The 25,017-nt window shown below is 33.5% G+C and carries 18 protein-coding genes and 2 pseudogenes; 8 read left to right on the forward strand and 12 right to left on the reverse strand.

What is annotated here, in order from left to right; all coding sequences use genetic code 11:
• Positions 1-3: 3 nt before the first annotated feature.
• Entirely contained in the window at positions 4-1,581 is a 1,578-nt protein-coding gene (locus tag KMW28_RS14535; RefSeq protein WP_169665192.1) for a S8 family peptidase, read from the reverse strand.
• Positions 1,582-1,733: 152 nt separating this feature from the next.
• Between KMW28_RS14535 and KMW28_RS14540 the strand changes: the two genes are divergently transcribed.
• Positions 1,734-3,035 carry a cryptochrome/photolyase family protein gene (locus KMW28_RS14540; RefSeq protein ID WP_169665193.1) on the forward strand — a complete coding sequence of 434 codons (1,302 nt, stop codon included), beginning with the start codon at positions 1,734-1,736 and terminating at the stop codon, positions 3,033-3,035.
• A 47-nt stretch (positions 3,036-3,082) separates the two neighbouring features.
• Here KMW28_RS14540 and KMW28_RS14545 read toward each other — a convergent pair whose 3' ends face one another.
• The 5 genes from KMW28_RS14545 to hutG form a co-directional block, all read right to left on the reverse strand.
• Positions 3,083-4,792, reverse strand: coding sequence for a hypothetical protein (locus tag KMW28_RS14545; RefSeq protein WP_169665194.1), 1,710 nt, complete (start codon positions 4,790-4,792; stop codon positions 3,083-3,085).
• 123 nt (positions 4,793-4,915) lie between these two features.
• A complete protein-coding gene (locus KMW28_RS14550; protein ID WP_066205442.1) occupies positions 4,916-5,272 on the reverse strand; it encodes a translation initiation factor in 357 nt (118 codons plus the stop codon).
• Between the two features lie 16 nt (positions 5,273-5,288).
• On the reverse strand, positions 5,289-6,155 hold the full coding sequence (locus KMW28_RS14555) for a cell division protein FtsX (protein ID WP_169665195.1): 867 nt from the start codon (positions 6,153-6,155) through the stop codon (positions 5,289-5,291).
• A gap of 19 nt (positions 6,156-6,174) precedes the next feature.
• Entirely contained in the window at positions 6,175-6,837 is a 663-nt protein-coding gene (gene ung, locus KMW28_RS14560; RefSeq protein ID WP_169665196.1) for a uracil-DNA glycosylase, read from the reverse strand.
• Positions 6,838-6,848: 11 nt separating this feature from the next.
• Complete coding sequence (gene hutG, locus KMW28_RS14565) at positions 6,849-7,838, reverse strand: formimidoylglutamase (protein WP_169665197.1); 990 nt, start codon at positions 7,836-7,838, stop codon at positions 6,849-6,851.
• A gap of 254 nt (positions 7,839-8,092) precedes the next feature.
• Here hutG and trhA point away from each other — a divergent pair, with 254 nt between their 5' ends.
• A complete protein-coding gene (trhA, locus tag KMW28_RS14570; RefSeq protein WP_169665198.1) occupies positions 8,093-8,797 on the forward strand; it encodes a PAQR family membrane homeostasis protein TrhA in 705 nt (234 codons plus the stop codon).
• Between the two features lie 65 nt (positions 8,798-8,862).
• Here the strand turns inward: trhA and KMW28_RS14575 are convergent, their stop codons facing one another.
• From KMW28_RS14575 to KMW28_RS14585, 3 genes are all read right to left on the reverse strand, one after another.
• Positions 8,863-12,387, reverse strand: coding sequence for an AAA family ATPase (locus KMW28_RS14575; protein ID WP_169665199.1), 3,525 nt, complete (start codon positions 12,385-12,387; stop codon positions 8,863-8,865).
• Complete coding sequence (locus KMW28_RS14580; RefSeq protein WP_169665200.1) at positions 12,387-13,634, reverse strand: exonuclease SbcCD subunit D; 1,248 nt, start codon at positions 13,632-13,634, stop codon at positions 12,387-12,389. Before KMW28_RS14580 ends, KMW28_RS14575 begins: the two co-directional genes overlap by 1 nt.
• Before the next feature lie 236 nt (positions 13,635-13,870).
• On the reverse strand, positions 13,871-14,029 hold the full coding sequence (locus tag KMW28_RS14585; protein ID WP_158297517.1) for a hypothetical protein: 159 nt from the start codon (positions 14,027-14,029) through the stop codon (positions 13,871-13,873).
• Between the two features lie 287 nt (positions 14,030-14,316).
• Here KMW28_RS14585 and KMW28_RS14590 point away from each other — a divergent pair, with 287 nt between their 5' ends.
• Positions 14,317-14,730 carry a hypothetical protein gene (locus KMW28_RS14590; protein ID WP_169665201.1) on the forward strand — a complete coding sequence of 138 codons (414 nt, stop codon included), beginning with the start codon at positions 14,317-14,319 and terminating at the stop codon, positions 14,728-14,730.
• 107 nt (positions 14,731-14,837) lie between these two features.
• Here KMW28_RS14590 and KMW28_RS14595 read toward each other — a convergent pair whose 3' ends face one another.
• Both KMW28_RS14595 and KMW28_RS14600 read right to left on the reverse strand, forming a co-directional pair.
• Positions 14,838-15,347 (reverse strand): hypothetical protein, encoded by a 510-nt coding sequence (locus KMW28_RS14595; RefSeq protein WP_066205423.1) that lies wholly within the window; start codon positions 15,345-15,347, stop codon positions 14,838-14,840.
• A 149-nt stretch (positions 15,348-15,496) separates the two neighbouring features.
• A complete protein-coding gene (locus KMW28_RS14600) occupies positions 15,497-16,807 on the reverse strand; it encodes a GAF domain-containing protein (RefSeq protein ID WP_169665202.1) in 1,311 nt (436 codons plus the stop codon).
• A 483-nt stretch (positions 16,808-17,290) separates the two neighbouring features.
• Between KMW28_RS14600 and KMW28_RS28735 the strand changes: the two are divergent.
• The 4 genes and pseudogenes from KMW28_RS28735 to KMW28_RS14615 form a co-directional block, all read left to right on the forward strand.
• Positions 17,291-17,947 (forward strand): annotated as a pseudogene (locus tag KMW28_RS28735) (DNA translocase FtsK 4TM domain-containing protein); the annotation flags it as partial.
• A gap of 681 nt (positions 17,948-18,628) precedes the next feature.
• Positions 18,629-20,137: pseudogene (locus tag KMW28_RS28740) on the forward strand (DNA translocase FtsK); the annotation flags it as partial.
• 105 nt (positions 20,138-20,242) lie between these two features.
• Positions 20,243-20,899, forward strand: a complete 657-nt coding sequence (locus tag KMW28_RS14610) for a LolA family protein (RefSeq protein ID WP_169665203.1) — start codon at positions 20,243-20,245, stop codon at positions 20,897-20,899.
• A 232-nt stretch (positions 20,900-21,131) separates the two neighbouring features.
• Positions 21,132-22,793, forward strand: coding sequence for a hypothetical protein (locus KMW28_RS14615; protein ID WP_169665204.1), 1,662 nt, complete (start codon positions 21,132-21,134; stop codon positions 22,791-22,793).
• A gap of 75 nt (positions 22,794-22,868) precedes the next feature.
• On the opposite strand, the gene KMW28_RS14620 is transcribed toward KMW28_RS14615, so the two are convergent.
• Positions 22,869-23,822, reverse strand: a complete 954-nt coding sequence (locus tag KMW28_RS14620) for an aldo/keto reductase (protein ID WP_169665205.1) — start codon at positions 23,820-23,822, stop codon at positions 22,869-22,871.
• 303 nt (positions 23,823-24,125) lie between these two features.
• Here KMW28_RS14620 and KMW28_RS14625 point away from each other — a divergent pair, with 303 nt between their 5' ends.
• Entirely contained in the window at positions 24,126-25,016 is an 891-nt protein-coding gene (locus KMW28_RS14625; protein WP_169665206.1) for an ABC transporter ATP-binding protein, read from the forward strand.
• Position 25,017 lies beyond the last annotated feature (1 nt).

Consider the following 25,017-nt stretch of genomic DNA (forward strand, 5'->3'; position numbering starts at 1 on the left):
TATTTAATTGACTTTTACTTTGATTGTCTTTGTTTCTTTATCAGCTGAGACTTTTAGCAACAAATAATTACCCTGTGCCTTTTTAGGAACGTTCAATATCGTCACTTTTTCTACCTGATGAAGTTTATTTTTATCCAATTTACGACCGCTCATGTCGTACCATGTAATATCTAGTGTTTTTCCAACGACCTTTTGAGGCACTTCCATTTGAAATCGTTCCCCATTTACCGGATTTGGATATACCTTTAGGTCACCTAACAGATTTAAATCATGGATTGAAGTAACAGTTAAAGATTTCTCAAAATTAGCTGTACCATAACCATAATCATTCGTTATATCAGTTGACCTAGAGCCAGAATTTCTAATCTTTTGGAATATTTGTGATGGTGTTAGGTTGGCATCACTTTGCAGTAGACCTGCAACGAAAGAAGCCATTTGTGGTGCTGCAAAAGAAGTACCACTTGATGTTTTCACATTTGAGCTTGTACCTACAACATAACAAGCTTTCCCCAAAGCCATAATATCAGGTTTAATTCTACTATCCGCAGTTGGACCAATAGAACTACTTTCTGCTTTTACTTCATTTTTATCTATTGAACCTACAGTTAAAACAAATGGTGAATCAGCAGGAAATGTAATACGCTTCCAAGATGTTAAACCCTCGTTTCCTGCAGAAACTACCACACAAATACCTTTTGTAAAGGCATGATTGGCCGCCATGGTGATCCATGCTCTTCGACCATCTAAATCATCATGCGTATAGTTCTGAGAGGCATCATCAAAATCATAATATCCTAATGATGATTGAATAATATCTACTCCTAAAGAATCTGCTCTTTCAGAAGCAACTAACCACATCAACTCTTCTATTCTTGATTCATAGTAAACATTTTCAGTACGATACAATGCATAAGAAGCTTCAGGTGATCCTCCTAAGTAATCACCTCCTACAGCTGCCATGGTTGACATCACTTCAGTACCATGATGATGATCGTCTTCCACTGTAGCATTTTTAGAATAAAAATCGTAAGTATCTAAAATATCAGTTTCATCAAAGTAAGTAATGCTATCATAGTTATTAAACCCTGCATCAAGAACTGCAATGGATATTCCATTTCCTTTATAACCCATCTCATGCATATGATCAATACCAATCAATTCATTTTGAACTTGATTATCCACATTACTTCGTTTCCATTCAATCTCTTCACTTCGCTCAATTCCTCCCTTCGTTTTATCACTCATATTCATTACTTTATCTACAATAGATAGCTGAGCAATAGCAGTAGAGTCTGCTTCAGAAACAATTACTGCATTAAACCATTTAGAAGGATACCAAATTGTAGCTCCTGTGGTTTCTACCTCATCAATATTAGCTTGTGGTACAGGTAAATCTGTTGAGTCTATAGCAATAGAATATTTTGTTCTACGAGCAATAGCTTCTGCAGATAAATACTCTTCTGGACGATCCAACGCATGAGTAGTATTGTCTTTATTTTTAAAAGACACTAAATAAAAAGTCTCCTGTGCCTGAAGTTCAAACACAAAAGAAAGGAATAGTATTATAAAAAATGGTTTCATGTGAGATGCCTACTTTTGTCAACACAAAATTAAATAAATTGCTTGGTTGATGGTCGAATATATAAAAATTAAAACAAGTATCTTATTAGATAGTTTAGTATTTTGAATATTATCCTTAGAACACCTCTACAATTAAGAAAAAGTTATATTCTATGTCCAAAATCACTATCGTTTGGTTAAGAAGAGATTTGAGATTAACCGATCAAACAGCCCTTTCTGCAGCCCTAAAAACATCAGATAAGGTGCTTCCTATTTTTATTTTCGATAAACATATTTTAAATGACCTAGAGGATAGAAAGGATGCTCGGGTAAACTTTATACATCAACAATTACTTCAGATCAAAGAACAATTAGAAGAGTACGGTAGTTCATTAAAAACCTATTATGACACTCCAAAAAATGCCTGGGAGCAAATTATTCAGGAATTTGATATTGAAGCTGTGCATACTAATCATGATTATGAACCTTATGCCATCAAACGTGATCAAGAGATAGAAGACTTCTTATCTGGTCACAATATTCCATTCATCACACACAAAGATCAATGTGTATTTGAGAAAAATGAGATTACCAAAGACAATGGAGATCCTTATGTAGTCTACACTCCTTTCTCTCGCAAATGGAAAGCAAAATTAGCTCAAGAACCAGAAGCAATAGAGGTACGAAATTGCACATTATTTGATCATTATTATACCTGTGATCCTTTTTCGTTTCCCACTTTGGAAGACATGAATTTCTCCAATTCCTCCATCAAAATTCCATTAATTGATGTTGACCCTGAAATAATCAGAAAATATGATGAACAAAGAGATTACCCTGCCATAGCAGGCACTACTCATTTAGGCATTCATTTACGTTTTGGGACAATCAGTGTAAGGGAATTGGTTAGACAATATCAATTCTTAAACGAGGTGTTTCTCAACCAAATAATATGGAGAGATTTCTACATGAGTATTTTATTTCATTTCCCTCATGTGGTTGGAGAGAATTACAATAGAAAATACGATAAAGTACCATGGGAAAACAATGAGGCCTACTTTGAAGCATGGAAACAAGGGAAAACAGGATACCCTATTGTAGATGCTGCAATGCACGAGTTAAACACCACCGGTTACATGCACAATAGAGCACGTATGATTGTGGCTAGTTTCCTTTGTAAACATCTTTTGATTGATTGGCGATGGGGAGAAGCCTATTTCGCAGAAAAGCTTTTGGATTATGATTTAGCCGCCAACAATGGTAGTTGGCAATGGGCAGCAGGTACAGGTACTGATGCTCAACCTTATTTCAGAGTATTTAATCCTGAAGCCCAAATGAAAAAGTTTGATAAGTCTTTAGCGTATGTAAAGAAATGGATTCCTGATTATGATCCTGATAATTATATAGCGCCAATTGTTGAGCATAAAGCGGCTAGATTGAAGGCAATTGAAACCTATAAATTGGCGTTAAGCTAAAAAATAAGGACTGATTTAGGTTTAAATCAGTCCTTATTTATTATACTTTATCTTCTTAATTGTGATTCATCCTTGAAAACCAAAACTCTATTGGAGGATGGATTTAATTCCACATAATTTCTCTCCATACTAGACCCTAATAAATTCCAAGAATTAGAAAAAGATTGATCAGATAATTGATGCTCGCTATGTACTCTTAACCCAAAAACGGCATTGTTTGAAGAGATGATATTTGCAATGGATGGATCTTTATACTCTTCTAAACCAAAATCAATAGTATTTAAATCTATACTTATAGGATGATTACCTTTAGAACTTATTTCATTTTTGATTAAATACTCTCCTTCCTGATAAGATAATTTTTTTTGAAAACGATATACTATATCGTCGTCTGTCAATGAACTTTCTAAAATGACTTTATTACCTGCTACTGAGTAATTGAAAAGATTCTCCGGTACAAAATCCAAATAATTTTCAAAAGGCAAAGTGGTTGATGCTCTTGATATTGACTTATATTTACCATTCTCTGTTACATAAGAATCGATGAGGTACGTATTTTCATTTCCTGCATTCAGAGGGATATAACATTTTATTAACCTTCCGTCTTCAGTTGAACTTATGGTATTAAAATTAGTAAATACTTTTTTACCATTATAATTATACACGCCATATAAAGTAAAACTTATATAATGGTTAGATTCTACAGAAAGTGCATCGCTGTTAAATATCTGACTAAAATAATCTGTGGAGAAATCTTCCTCTTTTAATACAAGTGGTGTACCCGTCTCAATTAAATCTAACATCACATAAATGTAACCGCCTGTACTTTTTTCAATTCTAAAGAATTCTGGAAATATAAAATCATAATTCCAATAATCAGGGTCGTTCACTTTAAATGTCTTAGTGATAAGGTTGTTTTCCTCGACAGTTGTCACCGCTTCGAGGTTTACACTGATATCGTGATCATCAAATTGTTTTGGATAAGTGATACTTACTTCTTTTGTTACTTTTTCACCCATATTAATATATTCTATTGAAGCTTCATTTGAATATATCTTTTTCAAACTAATATTTTTATTCTTCTCACTTTCGGTACTTGGAGTCAAAGAATTCAATTGATAAGTCTCTAATTCTACCAAATAAAACTCTTGACTTGTATTGTCTTCAGGTATTTCTAAATCAATAGCATCTCCTTCAAGGTCCTTGAAGTTATAGATATCAGTTATTCTAACTCCCTCTTTATTCGCAAAAAATACTGAAATATCTAAGTCAATTAAATCTGAAAAAGTAATTTTGAGTGGTGACTGACTACGAAATTCAAGATACCCTTGATCAATCACGATTGAAGGAAAATAATTATCCACCTCCATCGAAAAATTAAAGGTCTTCTTACTTGTTTCTGATCCATTTACAGATAAAAATTCGGCCATTACTTCGAAATCATGGATACCATCTTTCATTTGTTTAGAATCTACTTCAAAAACATAATCTCCGTTCTCAGAGATGACGGCTTCTGATAGAACATTTCCATTATTAGATAATTCTATTTTACCTACCGAGATAATACTTTGGTCATATTCAGATAAACTTATCGATAAGTTTGTGGTTTGTCTTAGAAATTGAGAAGAGTCTGTTAAAGTTAAAACAGGAAGGATGTCGTCTGACAAGTTAGGGTTTTCGACATCATTTTTAGAGCAACAAAAAAATAGTTGCATAATAAACACCACTAAAAGTGGTTTAAGAGGTAATAGTCTCATTAATAGTCTGTTTTGTTAATTGTTTACTTTATTAAATAGTATTACAAAAGTATTTAAAAACACGAGTAATCCAATAATAATTAAAAAAGCCATTCAAAACTTTTCGTTTCAAATGGCTTTTTTCTACCCCCCTGCCTTCTTGGCTTTATACCCAGAGGCTTTCAGGAGTTCTAAGACTTTATCTCTAAAGTCACCTTGTATAATAATCTCTCCATCTTTGGCAGATCCACCTACACCACATTTGGATTTTAGTGTTTTGGCCAATGATTTCAAATCGTCTTCTGTACCCACAAAACCAGTAATTAGAGTAGCAGTTTTTCCTTTTCGGTTTTTACGGTCCAACATCACCTTTAAGTTTTGTTGTTGAGGTGGCAATGTTTCTTCTTCTTGCTCCTCGTCATAATCATAATCGTAATCAGGATCAGTACTGAATACTACACCTAAACGATCTTTCCAATCTCCAGAATCTTGTTTTGCCATAATTATATTTTTTGAGCTAGTACAAATCGTCTAACTTCATTTTTAGATACTTACTTATAGAGAAATATACGCTACTTACCACTACAAAGGTTCCTAAAATGATAGAAAACAATGCAATTAAGCCTACATCTACTGTATTTAGTAATTTTGATACCTGAGGAACCGAACTAATGGTTGAAGTGCTAATAAAAAGCAATAACACCGACGCAATCAATCCGCCAATAGCTCCTTGTATAGCTCCCCTCACTAAGAAAGGCTTTTTGATGAACATTTGAGTTGCACCTACCAACTGCATCGATCGAATTAAAAATCGCTGAGAGAAAAGTGCCAAACGGATAGAATTGTTAATTAGCATGATGGCAATAACAAAGAAGATCACTGATAATCCAATGATTATCCCCCCAATTATTTCCATATTGTTTCTAACACTTCTAATCAAATTGTTTGTGTAGATTACTTCGTAAACTCCTCCAAGGTTTTCCAAACTCTTTTTCGATTGAAGTAATTCTTCATCACTATCCAAACCTATGTTCACTCTTACAGCGAAGGCATCACGCAGTGGATTATCTCCAATAAACTTTACAAAGTCTTCGCCTGTACTTTCCTTCATTAACTCGGCGGCCTCTTCTTTACTTATGTAGATAGGTTCTTCACCTACTGCTACAAATTCAAATGATTTGATTTGTGCAAGAAGAGTATCTTTCTGAACATCAGATAGATTTTTCTCTAAGATCACCTGCATTTCCAGGCCAGATGACAAACGATTTGCCAGTCTAGTTGTACCCAATGCAAACAATGCAAAAAGGGCAATCATAAAGAGTGCTGCAGAGATACTAAATAAAACGTTTGCGTAAGGATAGCTTCCAACAATTTTCTTCTTCATATATCAAAAAAATAGGATCTTACCATTGTATCTCAGTCTTACCATTTTGCTTCAAATAGGCATTGGTATTACTGAACTGATGATTCCCAAAGAAGCCTCTTGATGCCGATAAAGGAGATGGATGTACCGATTTAAACACCTTGTGTCTCGTTTCATCGATCACTTCTCCTTTTTTCTGAGCATAACTTCCCCACAATAAGAATACAACCCCTTCACACTCATCAGAGACTTTTTTAATAACCGCACTGGTAAACTCTTCCCATCCTTTCTTCTGATGTGAACCTGCTTTATGTGCCTCAACTGTTAGTGTGGCATTCAGTAATAATACGCCTTGATCAGCCCATCTTTCCAAGTTACCCGATGTTGGAGGTTCAATCCCCAAGTCGTTGTTGATTTCCTTGAAAATATTTCTCAGAGAAGGAGGAATTTTCACCCCATCGTTTACTGAAAAACATAAGCCGTGTGCTTGGTTTACATCATGGTAAGGATCCTGTCCGATGATTACCACTTTAATGTCATCAAATTTACAACGATCAAAAGCGTTAAAAATTTGACTTGCGGGAGGAAATATTTCTTTTGAAGCATATTCTGCTTTCACAAAAGTAACCAACTCCTCAAAATACGGTTTATCGAACTCTTCCTGAAGTTTGTCTTTCCAGCTCGATGATATTTTAACGTCCATAGAGTAGACTATTAGTCTTTTACAATTTCAAATGATAAAGCTGCTGCTAATTTAGCAGTTCTACGATCAATATCATAAGTTGGATTTAATTCGGCAATATCTGAACTGATTACCTTACCACTTTTATGAATTTTCTTAAATAATTTCATAAAGGTTGGGTTTGGTGAAATACCATTAAAAGCTGAGGCACTTACACCTGGAGCGTAATGGGCAGCAAAAACATCCAAACATGTTGTCTGATATATAAAATCGACTTTATCCATAAAACCCACCAACTTATGGGTTGTTCCTACTTTATCTGCTTCGGTTAATCGACGACCAGAAATGTATCTTGCTCCTAGTTCATCTGCTATATTATACAAACGCTTTGTGTTGCTGTTTTTCTGAATCCCGATCACTAAATAATTAAAATCCTCACCTCTTTCTTTCTGATCTTGGGCAATCTGATAGAAAGGTGTTCCTGAACTTGGTAGTGGATTAGGTTCTCTCAAATCGAAATGAGCATCGATATTCACGATTCCCAAAGTTTTCCCTGGGTGTTTTTGATCCATAAAATCACGAATACCTAAGTAGTGTGCATAAGCAATTTCATGTCCACCACCCCAAACAAATGGCTGATAACCCGATAGCAATGCTTTAGTAATTAATTGACCAAGATTAATTTGAGCTTGCTCTAGATCTTCGTTTAAACATTGAATGTTTCCTAAATCGACTACCTTCAATTCTTCTGAAAAGTGAACAGGCAAGTTGGCACATGCTTTTCTTAGCTCATAAGGGCCATCAATAGCGCCTAATCTACCTTTATTTCTTTTCACTCCTTCTTGACACATGAAACCAATTAAGGCAATGCCTTTTTGATTTTCTGCAAGTGGAGGAATTTCTGAAGTGGATAAATCAATAACATCTACTCTTTGATGCCATCTTTGTAGGTCATAGTCTTCACCATCGTTACGTCCTGACCAAATGTTTTCATTGGTTGCTAAATATGCTTTATCTATCATTATAATTGTACTATTCTAATATGGATTTAGGAAAAAAAATTAGTATGTGTTTTATCAAATACAAATAAACAAAAAGCTTGATTATGAGCGAAAAATTTTGTATAATATAATTCGATTCTTTCAAATATATCACATAAACACATTAATATTTTATTCAAAATGTTCTTACCCTTGACATATTCAACTAGCTGTTTGTCTAAATATATAAGAACGCAACCTAATAACTTAATCTCATTTAAAAATATAATTTTCCCATGAAAAAGATTCCTTTATCACCTACTTCTACCATCCATCAATCACAACTTGAACATCCATCTACTGCCAACGAATTAGAAATCCCTAGAGATACACCCGAAGAAGAACGTATAAATAGTTTAACCCACGGAGTTGCTGCCTTACTTGCTGTCGTTGGTCTTTGGGTATTACTTTCTAGAATAGATATTCATGATCCTAAAATGATGATCAGCGCCATGCTTTATGGTGGTAGCATGATTATCTTGTTCACTTGCTCTACACTATTACACTTACATACTGACGACGCCTTTACAAAGACTTTTGTTATTTTAGATCATAGTGCAATTTATTGGTTAATTGCCGGAACATATACTCCAATGGCCTTAATCAAGATTCCTCATCTTGGTGGACATTGGTTATTTATTATGGTTTGGATCATCGCTTTCCTTGGTACAGTCTTTAAAGTAATTTTTGCTGATCGTTTTCAATGGCTGTCCGTAACACTATACATTTGTACCGGTTGGGTTGGAATATTCCTCTTACCGGAGATGTTTACTGAAGTGGGTGATGGCATGAATTATGTCATCGCAGGTGGATTATGTTATACATTTGGAGTACCTTTCTACCTATGGAGAAAGCTTAGGTATAACCATGCGATTTGGCACTTATTTGTAGTTGCGGGAGCTGCATGTGTCTACTATGGTTTTTATCACTATGTGTTTTAAAAGAATAAATGAGATAAGTAAAAAAAACAGGGTTGTTTCAATTTTTTGAAACAACCCTGTTTTTTTTATCCTTCTATATTTAAAACACTATGCCCAGATATCGTTCCTTCTGAAAGAACGATTTTGGTAGGTATCCTTTCTTTAATTTGTGGTAAGTGTGATATCAAAGAGATCGTCTTACCACCAGTATCTCTTAGATGTTCCAATGCAGATATTGCTTGATCCAACGTTTGTTCATCGAGGGTACCAAATCCTTCATCAATAAATAAACTTTCCACTTTTACATTCTTACTAGCCATATCGGCTAAACCCAGAGAAAGTGATAAACTTAACAAGAAGGATTCCCCTCCACTAGTGGAATTTACCACCCTTTCCTTATCTCCCGCATAACGATCAATAATGAAAAGCTGTTTATTATCTCCCGTTTTTGGTTCTGCAAACAGGTAGCGATCAGTAAACTTCACCAAATGATGATTGGCTTTCATCAATAAAGTTTTCAAAACAATACTCTGCGCAAACTTATTGAACTTATCTCCTTTTGCTGACCCAATAAGATCTTCCATTATTCGCCATAAGTTATACTCCGGCGTTAGTTTATCTCTTTGCTCAAGTTTATCTTTTACCTCTTTTTTCTTCTCTTCATTATTTTTTATCTCCCCACCAATCTCTTCCAAGGTCAGTCGTAATTCCTCCATTTTCAGAAGCTGCTGCTTTACTTTTTCCTCTATCTCATCCAATGTTTCATTCGGTAATGTGTCTTTAAGTAACGCCTGCTGTCTTTCCTGATTATAAGTCTTAATAGATGTTTTTAAAGTGATTTCTAAATCATCTACTTCCTTCAATAGCTTTTTATTTTCCTGATGATTTGATTCTTCTTTTAAAACTTCATCAAACTGCCCCACTAGAATTCCCTTTTCTTCAAGTGCTTTATCAAAAGATGCTTCTTGCTCCAACAAACTATCTGATAATTCCGCTAATTCAGTTTTCAAATCAGCTAATTGATTGGTCAGACTTTCTTCATTACTCTTTAGAGAAGCTAATATTACATTGATTTCATTTAGTTGCTCATCAATTTTCTTCCCTTTTTCCTGCATTAATTTTCTTTCTTCAGGAACCATTTGATCTTTGAAGAGTTCAAAACGTTTATCTTTTAGTTTTGATAAAAATGATTTTGTCTGATTCGTCTCCTCTTCTTTAGATGTATATAGAGTTTCCAGCTTTCCCAACTCTGACTGAAGTGCAGTTAATTGCTTTTGATATTCTTCCAACCACTTCGGTGCATTCTCTACAATTTGTTGCTTCTTCTGATATTCATCCAACCAACGTTTCAGATCCACCAGCAAACTTTCTTCTTGATAATACCCCTCATATTTCGATAAAATGCCATCCGATTGAAGATTACTTTTTCTAACATCATCTGCTTTATTCAATAACTCAAGCACCTCATTTAAACCTTCTTTTTTATTTTGAATGTCCTGAAGTAATGATTGTTCGTTCTTAAAAGTCTTGAAAGTATCTGATGTATAGGAAATATTCTTAAGTTCTAACTCACTTTGACTTTGAGCAATCAAAGTATTAATTGCCTCCAATTGAGATGTTAGGCTAACAATCTGTTTTTTCTTTTCTTCAATTTTAGTCTTGAATTTCACTTCATTTTGAAGGTATGTATTGAGCTCGTTCTCCTGTTGACTTTTCTTTTCCGTTACTTCTTTGAGTTGTTTTTGGACCGTTTGCAACTCATCTTCCGATTTTACTTCTTTTGTATAAGGATGATCCAAAGAACCGCAAACTAGACAAGGTTCATTCTCCACTAACTGATTTCTCAATACCTTTATATCCTCAGCAGCTTCCCACTTTAACCTTTTCTCTTTAGTAGAGAGCTCATCTAAAAACAACCCAATCCCCTCCAACTGTTTTTTACTTCCTTCAACCAGCTTAGTATTCCCCTCAATTTCTTGCTGAAGATCAACTACTTCTTGCTCCAAATCCTTCTTTTGTTCTTCTACCTTATTCGATTGCTGAGAATTAATATCCATCAACTGCAACTGCTCCATCAGACTATTTACCTCTTCAGTATTTAAATCAGGAAGCTGACGTTTTGCTAAAGCCTCATTGATATAGTTTTCAGTAGATAATTTCCATTGATTCAGTAGTGCTAATTGATCAGGAAATGATTTCCCATTCAAATGCTTTTTGATTCCCTCTTTAGATTGATCAATTTTAATATCAAATGCTTTTTGATCCTCCTCCACTTCTTTCATCAAATTGGTTAAAAGTGGGTAATCAAAAGCTATCTTTTCTATTTTTTGATGTTCAGTTAGCCATTCTTTTCCTAATTGGAGTTCCTGTTCTTGTTTATAAATTGAATCCGATTTTTGACTTATATCCGCTAGTAATTTCTTTTTATTTTCCTTTCTCTCCTCAAGATCTGATTCTTGATTTTTTAATTTTATTCCAGCATCATTAATTGCTTTATCCACCCCCTCTACTTCATTCCATAATTTCTCAGATGCTGATAATTCTTGGAGATACTTCTCTTTTTTACTTTGTATCTCAGATCCTTTAAGCTGATTTTTATCTATCTCCAGCTTATTATTTTTTGATTGATTATTTAACTCCTCCTGTTTTACTTGTCCTTTTGCTATTCGATCTTTTAGTGACTGACATTCTTTATATAAAGAAATTACAGGAAGCACTTGTTCATATTGTTCCACCTTTAATCGTAAAGGCTTCAACTTATCCTTCTTCTCGATTACTTGATCTAACTCCTCATTTTGTTTTTCTAATTTGAGATCAAAATCAAGAACAGTGCGTTTAACATCTATCGATTTCTGTCCAACCGTTTTGTCTTTATCGAGTTTAATCAATAAAGCATTGTGTTCATCATAAGATCTTTGGAGTTCTTCAATCTCTTCCTCTCCCTTAATTTCTATCGCATCAATTACTTGTGAAAGAATATCATATTGCTTCTTTAATTGTGAAGCTCTTTCAAAGACCGCAATACTGATTTGTCTATAATCAAGCTTCTTCGTAATCTTCTCCAATAATTCAGAACGATCTTTTTCATCTGCCGCCAATAATGCTTTAAACTCCCCTTGTGACAACATGATAGATTTCACGAATTGATCGTAACTCAAACCAATAAGTTCCTCGTTTTTCTTTGGGACTTCTCCTTTTTTAATAGGGATGATTTCACCTGTTTCAAGATGCCCTACTTCCATATGATAATCACGGATTTCTCCTTTTCTTGCCCCTTTAACTAAAGTAGAAACTGTCCATTTACTTCTATAACTTGATACTTTACCCAAGTTCTTCACCTCATAGTCCACTTCAACCACTGCTTCGGTTTCCCCTCTTGTTAATAATGATCCGGAAGACTGAATATTATTACTAGAAAACTGACCTGAAGCCCTGGGAATTCTGTTATACAAACCCAAAGTAATAGCATCTAAAATAGTCGATTTACCAGCACCTGTTTTCCCTACAATCGCTATTAAACCCGCCTCTTTTAAGGGAGTGTCATCAAAATTTATGGTGTGCTCACCTTTAAGTGAGTTTATATTCTTAATGTATAATCGTTTTAGTCTCATTAGTTAGTCGTTTCTTCGTTTTGTTCTATTTCAATAAAAGCCTGTATCAACTGATCTTTCAATTCCTCATCAATCTCAATTTTATCTTCTTTTTCTAATCGTTGTTTAAAAATATCCAATGGAGTCAGATCGTCTAAGTCAATATGATTTTCGAACAAATCGGCAGCCGATTTAGACTCAGATTTAAAAGTATGTCGATGTTTGATAATTATCCCTCTATGTTGTTCATAGTTTTCACTAAACTCCTTGATAAGCGTCTCAATATCAATAAATAAAGTGGGATTATATTTTGCTTCAATCACTTCCAATTCGATCAGTTGATCCAGCTGATTAGCATCATTTTCTAATTTGAAAAGTTTGGTTTTGCACTCCTCAAAAGTTCCACTCACTTTAACTAATTTTCTTTGAGGTGGAATTACCACTTTTTCAGAAGTCACTTCCTTGTCATTCACCTCAATTATTCTCACTCCGTGCTGGTAATTACGTTCTGAGAAACTCAAAGGATATGGAGAACCTGAATAAAAAATGGGCACTTTTCCTTTTACTTGTTGAGAAGAGTGAATGTGTCCTAAGGCAACATATTCAAAGATTTCTGGGAAAATATCACCTTCTACCCCCGCTTGATGCCCCATCTGTATTTCCCTTTCGCTGCTATTATCTGATAATGCTCCATGTGCATATAAATGCCCCATTGCTAAAGCTGGAACAGAATAATTTCTATTTTTAATTATCCCCCCAATTTCTTGATAATGAGATTTCACACCTTCTTTTATAACTTTAATTCTATCATCAAAAGTACTCCCTTCAACCATTTTCTTGAGGTCTCTATCTCTTAAAAAAGGGACAGCAGCTACCACCAATTGAACTGCACCATTTTTGTCTTTTACTTCAATTATTTCATCAGCTAACTGATGAGTCACACCACTTATAATTTGAGTGTTCACATGCTTGGCAATTTCAATAGTTATCCCCATAGATGAAACACTGTCGTGGTTACCATCCGTGATAATTACTTGGATCTGATGACATTCGTTTTGTAATCGACTTAAGAGATCTAAAAATTGTTTTTGACTACCTAAAGAGGGATAAGCTGAATCAAAAATATCACCTGCTACTATCAGTAAATCAATATTATTTTTATTTATGAATTGAATTAACCAATCTTTGAATCGTTCAAAATCTTCTTCTAAAGAATAATTAAGTAAGCGTTTACCAATATGCCAGTCTGCTGTGTGAAGTATTTTCATTAAAAAGGAGTACTTTGATTTAAGAAAATGAAAATACCGCTTTTACTTGTAAGCACAAAACGTAATATTCTTTTGTAAAACAATCTGATGATTATTGGATAAAAAATCGTTTGAGTATAATAATTATTTGGGATATTCATACACTCATTTACGTATGTAAGGGGTAGGCATACACATGTATGAAAAAATTCTAAAACATAAAAAAACTCCAATGTTTAAAACATTAGAGTCTATATCTATTTTGAATCTGTATTCGATTGATTTCCTACAATATCCGATCTTCTTTTAAATCTCTTCTTTTTTGAACGGTAATCTAAGTAATAGCCTACCATAGGGAAAATCGTACTTAAAGTAAGAATAAATATAACTTTATAAATAAAATTACTCGTTTCCATAGTTTATTGTGTTTAAGTTGACTCAAATATAGGGGTTTGATTAATTATTATAAAGTAGTTATCAATATTTAATGATAAGATGTAATTTCTTTTTTATTTTCATCCATTTAAATATCAAATACTATCGATGTAAGACCTTTACAAGAGAACCAATTATGTGTTGAATTGTTCTGAAATCTGATTTTTAATTAAGCACGAAATTACATGACTTATTAAATAAACTGTTCGGCATATTTAATTTTTTAAATCAAAAATGTGTTATTGTGATGACCCTAAACATTAAACTCATGAAAACCATTATTACCATACTTTTTACTTTACCTTTTATTCTACCCCTTACAAGTTTCAAGAATACTGTTATTGAAAATCCTTATGCTCAGCTCACTGTTTTCAGTGAAAAAGGGGGGCAATTTGAAGACAATATTCATGTCTATATAGTAGAATTTAGACAATCTTTTGATGTAAAAGCAAAAGTGACTTACAACAAAAACAATAAACAAGTTATCTTGGATTTTATTGGAGCAGATGGCTCACATCATCACGAAATGCTCGATGGTGTAATTATAGAAAAAAATAAAGAAACACCAAGTGTAGTTACTTTCGAGAATCATGATAAAAACGACGAAATCTATGTTTCTGTCACTGAATACATGGGGAAATTATCTGTCATTTGGAATGGGGAATTCTATCATATGATGTAAAAAAAAGCCATCAAATAATTGATGGCTCTCTTAATTTATCCTTTAAAATGTCCTTGTATCTAATTCAACAATTCTTGATTGTTTATTTTTTTTTCATACTTCAAGAATTATTTTTTCAATTTAGATTCATAATAGACATTTACTTTTGATCTTTGATACTGACGATCGCCTGCTTGACCGTCTGCCCATAAAATTCTTCCTTTATTTACATCATAAAATGGTTTGATATCAATTACTCTTAGTGTTAACTGACCTGACAATACGTGAGACGCGATTGTATGACCATTTTTTTCGTATTTAAGAATGTATTTATACGCCATATCACGCATATATTTTCCTCTAAAAGATGCTAACTTAATATTTCTTTTATCTTCTTCTCCAGATGCTTGTCCTCTACCTTCTAAAGAGATACGGTAAATACGATCCGGGTTTGCAGATAAGTTTTTCAAGATGCTTTCGCAAATCTGATCAAGTTGCTTTTTTTGATCGTCCGAGAAAATAGATAGTTTAGTTTCTCCTGCTCCATAAGTTTCAGAACTGTAAACTACTCCAATTGGATTATTTCTTAATTTTTCCCCTACTGGGACGATTTTTTCTTTTGATAAAATATAGCTCATAGGACGTGATAAATTTTAAAAGGATGATTTATTTTTAATAGGCTTTTTAAATACTGCCTACACAAAAGTACATAAAGTCTACCAACTTACAAGAGTATTAAGATATTTTTTATGTAAACCTTCGTTTTTTTGTATAAAATGATAGATTTTTAAGAGTTTAAAAGCATCTTCAAACGGTCAATTTCTTTGACATATTCTTCTTTCTGTCTTTTTAACTCCTCTTGAGTGGCTGTCATTTCCTCTAAGTTCTGTCTCATTTCTTCTTCCTGAGACCTCACCTGTTCAGCTTGCTCTTGAGAAACCTTAAGTAATTCTTTTAATCGTTCTGCTCCGATTTTGTTTAAGATAGTAATCGCTAAGCTTTCGCAAATACGTTTTAAGAAATCTAATTCAAATTCTTTTAGTTCCTTGAATCCAGCCACCTCAATTACACCTTCCACTTTTTCATAAGCGAGTAATGGATAGATAGCTACAAAAGATGCTGTTGCATCACCAAGTCCGGAACTAATATTTACATATCCTTGAGGAACATCTTTAATAATGATCGGCTTCTTCTCAATGTAACACTGACCAATTAGGCCCTCACCTCTTTCGATATTTGTCTTATCAAGATATTTTTTTCTATCGTAGGCATAAACCGACTGCTTTTTTAAAAAATCATTCCCATCGGCATCTTCTTTACGAGTAAAAACTGCTACTTGATTAAGATTAAGCACTCTTGCCAAGAAGCTAGCAGAATGATCGATCAGCTCATCTAGATCTTCTACAGATCGGGTTAAATCGTTAAAATCAGAAATATTTTGAGTGGTCCAAGACCTTTCTTCGTCTTCTTGTTTTGTTTTTTGAACTTGAGTAAGTGCTTCTTTTAATTCTTTTTCCGACTTCTCTAATGTTAAGTTTCGTTCAACTCTTTCTTTTGTTAATTTTTCGCTTTCATTTCTATACCTTAATTGCTCTTTTTGCATTAAAAACAGAAGAATTGCTAAACCAGCAAGACCTATAATTAATCCTCTTTTCGACATTGGAGCATAATTTAAATCATAATCCAAAAGTGGGTCAATCAGCAAGTCCGATAAAGGGAACATGGCAACAATGGTAAAGCATAAAACCAAAAATAGTGACCATTGAGCAATCCTCTCCTTCATATCAAAAACAAGGAATGGGATAATAGTATGCACCATACCTATTAGATAACCTGACATTCTTGGAATTGCACCGACTGGTGTTAAATAAGAGTTGTATATAATCACCACCGACATAGGTACCGTACAAAGCAAAATTCTAGCAATGGTAAATAACCTTAGATAATTTAAAGACAATACAATTAGGTTAGCAAGTATACCCATTAATGGCCATTGCAATAATGTAGGGGCTTTAACGATAGAAACAATAAGATAAAAAATATGAAAAATCATCAAGTAAAAAGCGAATTGATTGGTAGTGAATACCTTTTCGCTCATTATTGTTTTGGTATTTTTGTTTATACCTATATTAAATATCTGTTGAACTAAATTCATCTTAAAAAGTACTTCATTAATGCCTTTTGATTCTCATGCAATATTGGTGCTAACATGTTTATTTATGAAACGCATTCTATATAAAAATTAGTATGAGAGTGGATTAAAACCTTGGTTGGAGAAATTATTTTTCATCGAACACGGGTTATTAAGGAAAAAAATAGATTGTTTTTAATTACTCTCCAAAAAATTGGTAAATTAGTGTAAGCTGATGAAACAATAAACGGTAATAATACAATCTAGTACTCATTACCAAGTTAAGTGCTGTACATTTCCTCTTATGAACATTCGGTAAATCTATAATTTACCTTATTATTTATAAAGAACTGTAGATTTATTCCATATCCGATTAAATTATTATAATTTTGAAAGGATTCATTCCTGGTAAATGGAAACTTTTTAAACTTTCGCCACAAAATTCTAAATATGTCTTCTGAAAGAAAACAGAACGTAAGAAAAAATATATACAAACCTTCTTCAAATGATGAAAATTCTCATACATCTGATGAAGAGAAAAAGCCTAAACGAATCTCATTTGATGGTTTAAAATTCAATAGAGACAAGTTCAGTGACCCCCGATTTAAAACGAGCATAGGCCTTTCCCTTATTTTCTTAGCCATCTACTCATTCCTCGCACTATTATCTTTTGTCTTTACTGGCAAAGCCGATCAAAGTGTGATTGAAAATGTGGGTGGAATTTCCGAGTTAATTTCTACGGGAAAAGAAGTAGACAATTGGCTTGGTTTATTAGGTGCTGCCTTGTCACACTTATTGGTGTATGACCTTTTTGGTATTGGTGCTATCCTAATTGTACCTATGCTTCTTTCTAAAGGCTATGAACTATTTACTTTGGGTAGAGGCAAAGTGATCCGTTTTAGAAAGTTAGGATACATCTGCTTTTTCTACATGCTATGGACTAGTTTATTCTTGGGATACATAGTAGTAGTTAAAGATTCCCCCAATATCTTAGGTTTCTTGTGTGGTAAAGTTGGTTTCGTAATAGCCGACGCTTTATATAGTTTAATTGGTTTTGGTACATTAATACTTCTGATTTTAATGGTATTGATACATTCAGTGTATATATCAAAATTCAAAAAGTTAGACAAAGCCCTTCGTAAAGTCACAACAAATCGTTTTGAAACTGTTGAAGATCAAGCTGCAGCAGAGGAAATAGAAAAACTACATCAAGAATCACTACAAGAATTTGAGAATGATAATGAAGAGATTACTGAAAACAAAGTAGAAGAGGAAGATATCACCACTTCATCAGAAACTCAGATAGAAGAAAATTCTGTTACTGAAACAAAAGAAACTGTCAAGGAAACAGCAGAATCAAATGATTTGATGCCTGCAAAACCAATTCTCCCCGAATTAAAAGACGAGAAAGAAGAACAATCTATTAAAGTAGATCCTATTTCTGTAGATGTAAATATTCAAGTGGAACATGTACATGTAGGTCAAGAAACTTCACCTCAAGAAATTGAGGCCAAAGAAATTAACCGTCCAAACAATGTTACTCCACAAATGGAGGCTCCAAAACAAAAAACTGCTCCTGAAACTCCTCCTACACCTATGATTGATGTAAAGGAAGAAGGTAATGCAGCTCCTCCAATTGAACTTGATCCCCCTGCCCCTCCAAAACCGAGGGACAAATCGGTTGATCCTACATCATTAAGCAGTGTAAATAATACCGATGATGTAGATAAAGCCAGTTTAGATGCTTTAGATGAACCTGATGAATTAGTACAAGTGGAAGATATGGACGAATACGATCCACGTTTAGATCTAAGTCATTATCGCTTCCCTGAACTTACTCTTTTACACCCTCCGAAAGAGTCTAAGGCGAAGGTAACGAAAGAGGAACTAGAGGCAAATAAAGAACGTATTGTTAATACACTTCGTCACTTTAAAATTGGTATTGCATCAATTAGTGCGACCATCGGACCTACAGTTACTTTATATGAGATTGTTCCTGAAGTGGGAATCAAAATCTCTAAAATTAGAAACCTAGAAGATGATATCGCCTTAAGTTTAGCAGCTTTAGGTATTCGTATTATCGCGCCAATTCCAGGTAGAGGTACAATTGGTATTGAGGTACCAAATAATAATAGAGAAATGGTTTCGATTTCATCTGTGATAGCCACAGAGAAGTTTGCGAAGGCGAAAATGGCGTTGCCGGTTGCTTTTGGTAGAACTATTTCGAATGAAGTATTTGTCATGGACCTTGCTAAAATGCCTCACCTTTTGATGGCAGGAGCTACGGGACAAGGTAAGTCGGTGGGTATTAATGTTCTATTGAGTTGTTTACTTTATAGAAAACATCCATCGGAACTTAAATTTGTGATGATCGACCCTAAAAAGGTAGAATTATCACTCTTCAATAAAATTGAAAGACACTTCTTGGCCAGTCTTCCTGATGCCGAAGAAGCCATAGTTACAGACACCAAAAAAGCAGTTCATATCTTAAATTCATTGTGTACAGAAATGGATATGAGATACTCTTTATTAAAGGCTGCGGGTGTTAGAAACATTAAAGAATATAACGCTAAATTCTGTCAGCGTCGATTAAACCCTAAAAAGGGTCACCGATTCCTTCCATACATTGTGTTGGTTATCGACGAATTAGCCGATTTAATGATGACCGCAGGAAAAGAAATAGAAGGACCAATTGCTCGTTTGGCTCAGTTAGCCCGTGCCATTGGTATTCACTTAGTTGTAGCCACACAAAGACCATCCGTAGATGTTATTACGGGTATGATTAAGGCCAATTTCCCTGCTCGGTTATCGTTTAGAGTAACGTCAAAAATTGATTCTAGAACAATTTTAGATGCAGGTGGAGCTGAACAATTAATTGGTATGGGTGATATGCTTTTATCAACGGGCAATGACCTTACACGTTTACAATGTGCATTTATTGATACGGATGAAGTAGAACATCTTTGTGATTTCATCGCTGAGCAAACAGGTTTCCATACCGCATACATGCTCCCTGAGTTTGAGGAAGAACCACCTTCTTCTAAATCAGGTGGTGGTGCCGGAAGTCCAGATGACAGAGATGATTTATTTGAGGAGGCCGCTCGTTTACTGGTAAGACATCAACAAGGTTCTACCTCTTTAATTCAAAGAAAATTAAGTTTGGGGTATAATAGAGCTGGTAGAATCATTGATCAACTAGAGGCTGCCGGTATTGTTGGTCCATTCGAAGGTAGTAAAGCAAGGCAAGTTAATGTAAAATCAGAGATGGAATTAGAATCCCTTCTAGCCACTCTTTAATTTGCCTTTTCTATAGTAATAGGGTATAAAATGTAACTTTTATACCCTATTTTTACGTTAATAGTTAACATGTCAAATTATATTCAGTTCAACAATCAGAAAACGATGAGAAACAAACATATATACAATTCTATTTTATTTATTTTCGCCTTTATCTTATCATCTAACTTTGCGATGGCGCAAAAAGATGAAAAAGCACAAAAAATTCTAGATGATATGAGTAATCATTATATGAGTTTATCTTCATTTAGTGCGGATATTCATCAAGAAATGATTTCTATTAATGATGGAAAAATGGGCGACCTTGATATTAAAGCAATTATTGCGGGAAATAAATATCAGATGCATTTAGAAGGTCAGGTGATTTACAGCGATGCAAAAACTGTATATCGTTATGATCAAGAAATGGAAGAAGTAACCATTGAAGAGGCAGATACTGAAGGTGAATTAGCAAGTTCACCAGCTGAAATCTATCAATTATATAAAAAGAACTTTAAGTACCTATATACAGGTCAAGAAGGTGGATATGATATTGTAGACCTTTCTCCAGAAAAAGGTGCTGATATTAATTTCTTTAGAATAAGAATGTATATCAAACCTGGATCACACGAATTGGTAAAGTGGGAAATGTTCGAAAAAGGAAATCAAAACAAATACGTTTATACTGTAAGTAACTTTAAGAAGAATATTGCAGTAACAGACAACGATTTCAAATTTGACACTTCAAAGCACCCAGATGTTGAAGTAGTTGATTTGAGATAATTAAGACAACACTCTAATGAGAAGCTGTTTCATTTTAATGGAACAGCTTTTTTTATATTCTAATCAATCCTCCCAATTGCATTATTTATAGAATTATCTATACACTTCAAATAACTATCAAAATAATTCATATAGATATAATAAATCAGTGCTTTGTTAATTTAGTTTAAAAGGATTTTATATTAAGTTCACAATCAAATTAAACTAGTTTTTCAATCTTTTTATTTTTTTCATGCAATTCAATCGAAAACTACTACTTACGGCTTTACTTGGAGCTACACTATTTTCATGTACTAAAGAAGAAGTAGAAACTCCACTTTCGCTTTCTGAAGACGACCTACCTTCTTTATCAATAGCCGAAAAAGACTACCTTAGAGGTAATGACACCCTAGAGATCGACCTAGGAGAATACGCAAACGAACAGATTTCAATTGTTGATATTCAAGTATCAGCAGATGGAAAAACCTTGAACATTGATCAAACGACAACGGATAATAATCTTCAAATTGTATTTGATTCAAAACAGCTTAATGAGGGTGAGAATAATGTAACTATTAAAGTTTCTTTAAATAGTGATTTAGAATTACCATCCACTTCTTTATCTCAAGATATTTTAGTCGAAGTGGATAATTACCTGCCGCTTATGTTTATTGAAGAGGGTTTCATCCAAGTTGAAGATGTTGAACTTTCTGGTGAAGATGAAAGTATCGATCTTGAATGGATTCAACGATTTTTTAACAAAGAAGAAAGTTTTCTAGTACTTGATGAAAACTTTAACCAAGTAACTGAAATTTATAAAGCTGATGGCAAAGAGTTTAATAAAGTTTATGAAATCCCTGAAAATGCAGAAGGTCAAAACTTTATGATTTATCGAATTCAAAGTTCAGAGAAATATGAATACAGTAAATATCTTGGAGAAGTTCTAGCTGATCAATATGAAGATGAAAGAGTAGTTAATATAATTCCTTTCCATAGTCAAGGTGATGAATTCCGTTTAGAAGCTAATCACTTTCAATTCGATGAAAGAAATGAAAGAAATGTAGTCCTAGCTATTAAAAATGCTGATTTTGGTGAACTTAATGTAATATTAAATCGTCAACATGTTATTTCATACGATGATGATTACACCTATTACTCACTTGAAATAAAAGATGCTTACCATTATTTTGAAAATAATTTTGCTTTCACTAATAATACTGTTTTGATTAAAGATAATTCTGATAACCAAGGAATTAAAGTAGATCTTGATCAATTAAACGAAGGAGACACGATAGTAGTAAGTAAAGATTTATTAAGTGAGCCTATTGCTAAAGAATTGAATGATGATGTTGTGGGACTATATCAATGCTTTGAATATAATGACCTTTTGCTTCGTGATAATATTTTTTGTGAGAAGAATGGTAATGCTTTTATAGTTTATAAATTCTTAAATCATGAAGATTCTGAAATCTCTTATTTTGGAGAAACAAAAGTAAGTCCTGAAGTAAATAATAATTCTTCATTCTTTTCTCTTGTAAATTCTTTAGATCAAAGCTTCACAAAACCTCTTGATTTTTCTTTACAAGACTATGAAATCACAGATGATTATATTGCATTAAACCCTTTCAATTATGATACTCCTTTGAACATTTATAATTCAGTTCATTTAGTAATTCAAGATGAAACTATCGGTAATACTATATATAAAAATTATATAAGATGTAGTGGTCGTGATAATGTTAGAGTGGTCGTACCTTTAAAATTTGACTTTGAGGGTTTTGAGGAAATTAATTCAGGGAAATTTAAAGATTTCTTTTCTAATAATATTGAAAAAGTAGGATTCGTTACTTCTACTAACTTTTTAACATCATTAGAAATAAATTCATTCTCTATCTATTCTCAAAAGGATTTATAGAAAGTAACTTATAATCAAAAAGGCAATCTCTTTTTATATTATTTAAAAGAGATTGCCTTTTTTCATTTTTCTAAATTACTTCCACAAATAATCCAAAGTATAAGGACTTCCTCCATCGGTAAAGATAGTTCCATCTACAAAACGATATTTCTCGTTAAGTAAAGATATTTCTCTCAAATCCCATGGAGTTAATTGTATATTCAGAGCATCTAAGTTTTGTTGTAACCTATGTTCATGTACAGATTTTGGTATAGCTACCGTCTCTCTTCTATTCGCCCAAGCCAACATGATTTGAGCTGTTGAAGCATCGTGTTTTTCGGCAATTTCTTTCAGTACCTCGTTTTCTAATAATATTGGAGGGTGTACACCATCTTTTTCCTGTAAACTATCTTTGGAACCTAAAGGTGAATAGGCAGTCAATATTATTCCATGAGCATCCGCATACTCCATCATCGTTCTTTGTTGATTTAATGGATGCATTTCGATCTGATTCACTACCGGTTTGATTCTGCAGTTTGATAATATCAATTCCAAGTTGGTAACTCCAAAATTAGAGACACCAATAGAAACAGTTTTACAAGCATCTACTAATGCCTCCATTGCTTCCCATGTTTCTAAAATAGGTGCCTGTTCAGAAGTAAGAAACTCTTCTTCTTTCTGAGTAAACTTCACTCCATTCTTGTAAGCAATAGGCCAATGAATTAAATAAAGGTCTAGATAATCTAACTTAAGGTCAGATAATGTTTGAGCCAAAGCCTTTGGAACATCATCCTTTAGATGTGAATCATTCCAAAGTTTACCTGTAATAAATAAGTCTTCTCTTTTTACCAACCCCTCATCAATACACTCTTTAATTGCATTACCTACTTCAGGTTCATTTTCGTAGATCGCCGCACAATCTATGTGACGGTATCCTAGTTTTATTGCTTTTTTTACAGCATCGTATACTTCTCCTGGTTTTGATTTCCATGTACCCAAACCGATGCTGGGAATAGTTTTGCCATTGTTTAATTTAAATGATTTGCTCATGTTAAATAGTTATTTGGTTGGTATTTGGTAACTGTTGGTTACTTATTAGAGGTATGTTTATATATACTTTATGTGTAGGATAGATAAGTTTATTACTCCCTAGTAACCTATCATTATTTTACTGTACTGAATATACAATTAATAAAAGGTTATTAAAAGGTAATTCTTTAAAATGTGATGCAACCTTTTTAGTTTTTTACGAGTCTTTCAATTAAACTTTCAGTCTATTGAAAATCATTTTTAATTACACAGTTAAATTTGTATTTTTAATATTCTTAATATAACTCTCTTATACTACATATCATGGCTAAACTAATTATTCAGGATCTCAATAAAATCTATAGTAACGGAGTTCATGCATTAAATAATATCAATTTGACTATTGATAATGGCATGTTCGGATTATTAGGTCCCAACGGTGCTGGCAAGTCCTCTTTGATGCGTACTTTAGCAACCCTTCAAACTCCTGACAGTGGTTCCATTACATTAAATGGATTAGATATTCTGAAAAATCAAGATCAACTACGACAAATTCTAGGTTATCTCCCTCAAGAGTTTGGCGTTTACCCAAGAATTACGGCTGAAGAATTACTCGATCATTTGGCAATTCTAAAAGGAATCACCCAAAAGAAAGAAAGAAAAGATTTGGTCGACTTCCTTCTGAATAAGGTGAACCTTTATGAACACAAAAATAAAGCTGTAAAAGGATTTTCTGGCGGTATGAAACAAAGAGTGGGTATTGCCCAAGCTTTAATTGGAGACCCAAAAATAATTATTGTTGATGAACCTACTGCAGGCTTAGACCCTGGAGAAAGAAATCGTTTTCATAATTTATTAGCTGATGTTGGTGATAGTGCTGTGGTCATCCTATCTACCCATATTGTCGACGATGTTCGAGAATTATGTACTGACATGGCCATCATGAGTCATGGTGAAATTGTATATAACGGTTCTCCAGAAAATGTAATCAGTGAATTAGAGGGATTGGTTTGGCAAAAAACAATTGCTCGAAATGAATTAGAAGAATATAACAGTAACTATAAAATCATTTCTAATAAAATGGTGGGTGGTAAAACTGTTATTCACATACTAAGCAATTTAGATCCTTCTAACGGTTTTGTTCAAGTAGAACCCGACTTGGAAGACGTATTCTTTACCAAAACATCATTAACTCCTCAGACTCAAGAACTATAAT

Source organism: Flammeovirga yaeyamensis (genome assembly GCF_018736045.1).
GTDB lineage: Bacteria > Bacteroidota > Bacteroidia > Cytophagales > Flammeovirgaceae > Flammeovirga > Flammeovirga yaeyamensis.

What these genes read in the sequence shown, in the direction of transcription:
- KMW28_RS14595 (WP_066205423.1), bottom strand. Translation starts at nt 15,347, where the DNA reads ATGAGCTATATTTTATCAAAAGAAAAAATCGTCCCAGTAGGGGAAAAA.
- KMW28_RS14625 (WP_169665206.1), top strand. Translation starts at nt 24,126, where the DNA reads ATGGCTAAACTAATTATTCAGGATCTCAATAAAATCTATAGTAACGGA.
- trhA (WP_169665198.1), top strand. Translation starts at nt 8,093, where the DNA reads ATGAAAAAGATTCCTTTATCACCTACTTCTACCATCCATCAATCACAA.
- KMW28_RS14555 (WP_169665195.1), bottom strand. Translation starts at nt 6,155, where the DNA reads ATGAAGAAGAAAATTGTTGGAAGCTATCCTTACGCAAACGTTTTATTT.
- KMW28_RS14550 (WP_066205442.1), bottom strand. Translation starts at nt 5,272, where the DNA reads ATGGCAAAACAAGATTCTGGAGATTGGAAAGATCGTTTAGGTGTAGTA.
- KMW28_RS14610 (WP_169665203.1), top strand. Translation starts at nt 20,243, where the DNA reads ATGAGAAACAAACATATATACAATTCTATTTTATTTATTTTCGCCTTT.
- KMW28_RS14535 (WP_169665192.1), bottom strand. Translation starts at nt 1,581, where the DNA reads ATGAAACCATTTTTTATAATACTATTCCTTTCTTTTGTGTTTGAACTT.
- KMW28_RS14540 (WP_169665193.1), top strand. Translation starts at nt 1,734, where the DNA reads ATGTCCAAAATCACTATCGTTTGGTTAAGAAGAGATTTGAGATTAACC.
- KMW28_RS14580 (WP_169665200.1), bottom strand. Translation starts at nt 13,634, where the DNA reads ATGAAAATACTTCACACAGCAGACTGGCATATTGGTAAACGCTTACTT.
- KMW28_RS14600 (WP_169665202.1), bottom strand. Translation starts at nt 16,807, where the DNA reads ATGAGCGAAAAGGTATTCACTACCAATCAATTCGCTTTTTACTTGATG.
- KMW28_RS14545 (WP_169665194.1), bottom strand. Translation starts at nt 4,792, where the DNA reads ATGAGACTATTACCTCTTAAACCACTTTTAGTGGTGTTTATTATGCAA.
- KMW28_RS14590 (WP_169665201.1), top strand. Translation starts at nt 14,317, where the DNA reads ATGAAAACCATTATTACCATACTTTTTACTTTACCTTTTATTCTACCC.
- hutG (WP_169665197.1), bottom strand. Translation starts at nt 7,838, where the DNA reads ATGATAGATAAAGCATATTTAGCAACCAATGAAAACATTTGGTCAGGA.
- ung (WP_169665196.1), bottom strand. Translation starts at nt 6,837, where the DNA reads ATGGACGTTAAAATATCATCGAGCTGGAAAGACAAACTTCAGGAAGAG.
- KMW28_RS14585 (WP_158297517.1), bottom strand. Translation starts at nt 14,029, where the DNA reads ATGGAAACGAGTAATTTTATTTATAAAGTTATATTTATTCTTACTTTA.
- KMW28_RS14620 (WP_169665205.1), bottom strand. Translation starts at nt 23,822, where the DNA reads ATGAGCAAATCATTTAAATTAAACAATGGCAAAACTATTCCCAGCATC.
- KMW28_RS14575 (WP_169665199.1), bottom strand. Translation starts at nt 12,387, where the DNA reads ATGAGACTAAAACGATTATACATTAAGAATATAAACTCACTTAAAGGT.
- KMW28_RS14615 (WP_169665204.1), top strand. Translation starts at nt 21,132, where the DNA reads ATGCAATTCAATCGAAAACTACTACTTACGGCTTTACTTGGAGCTACA.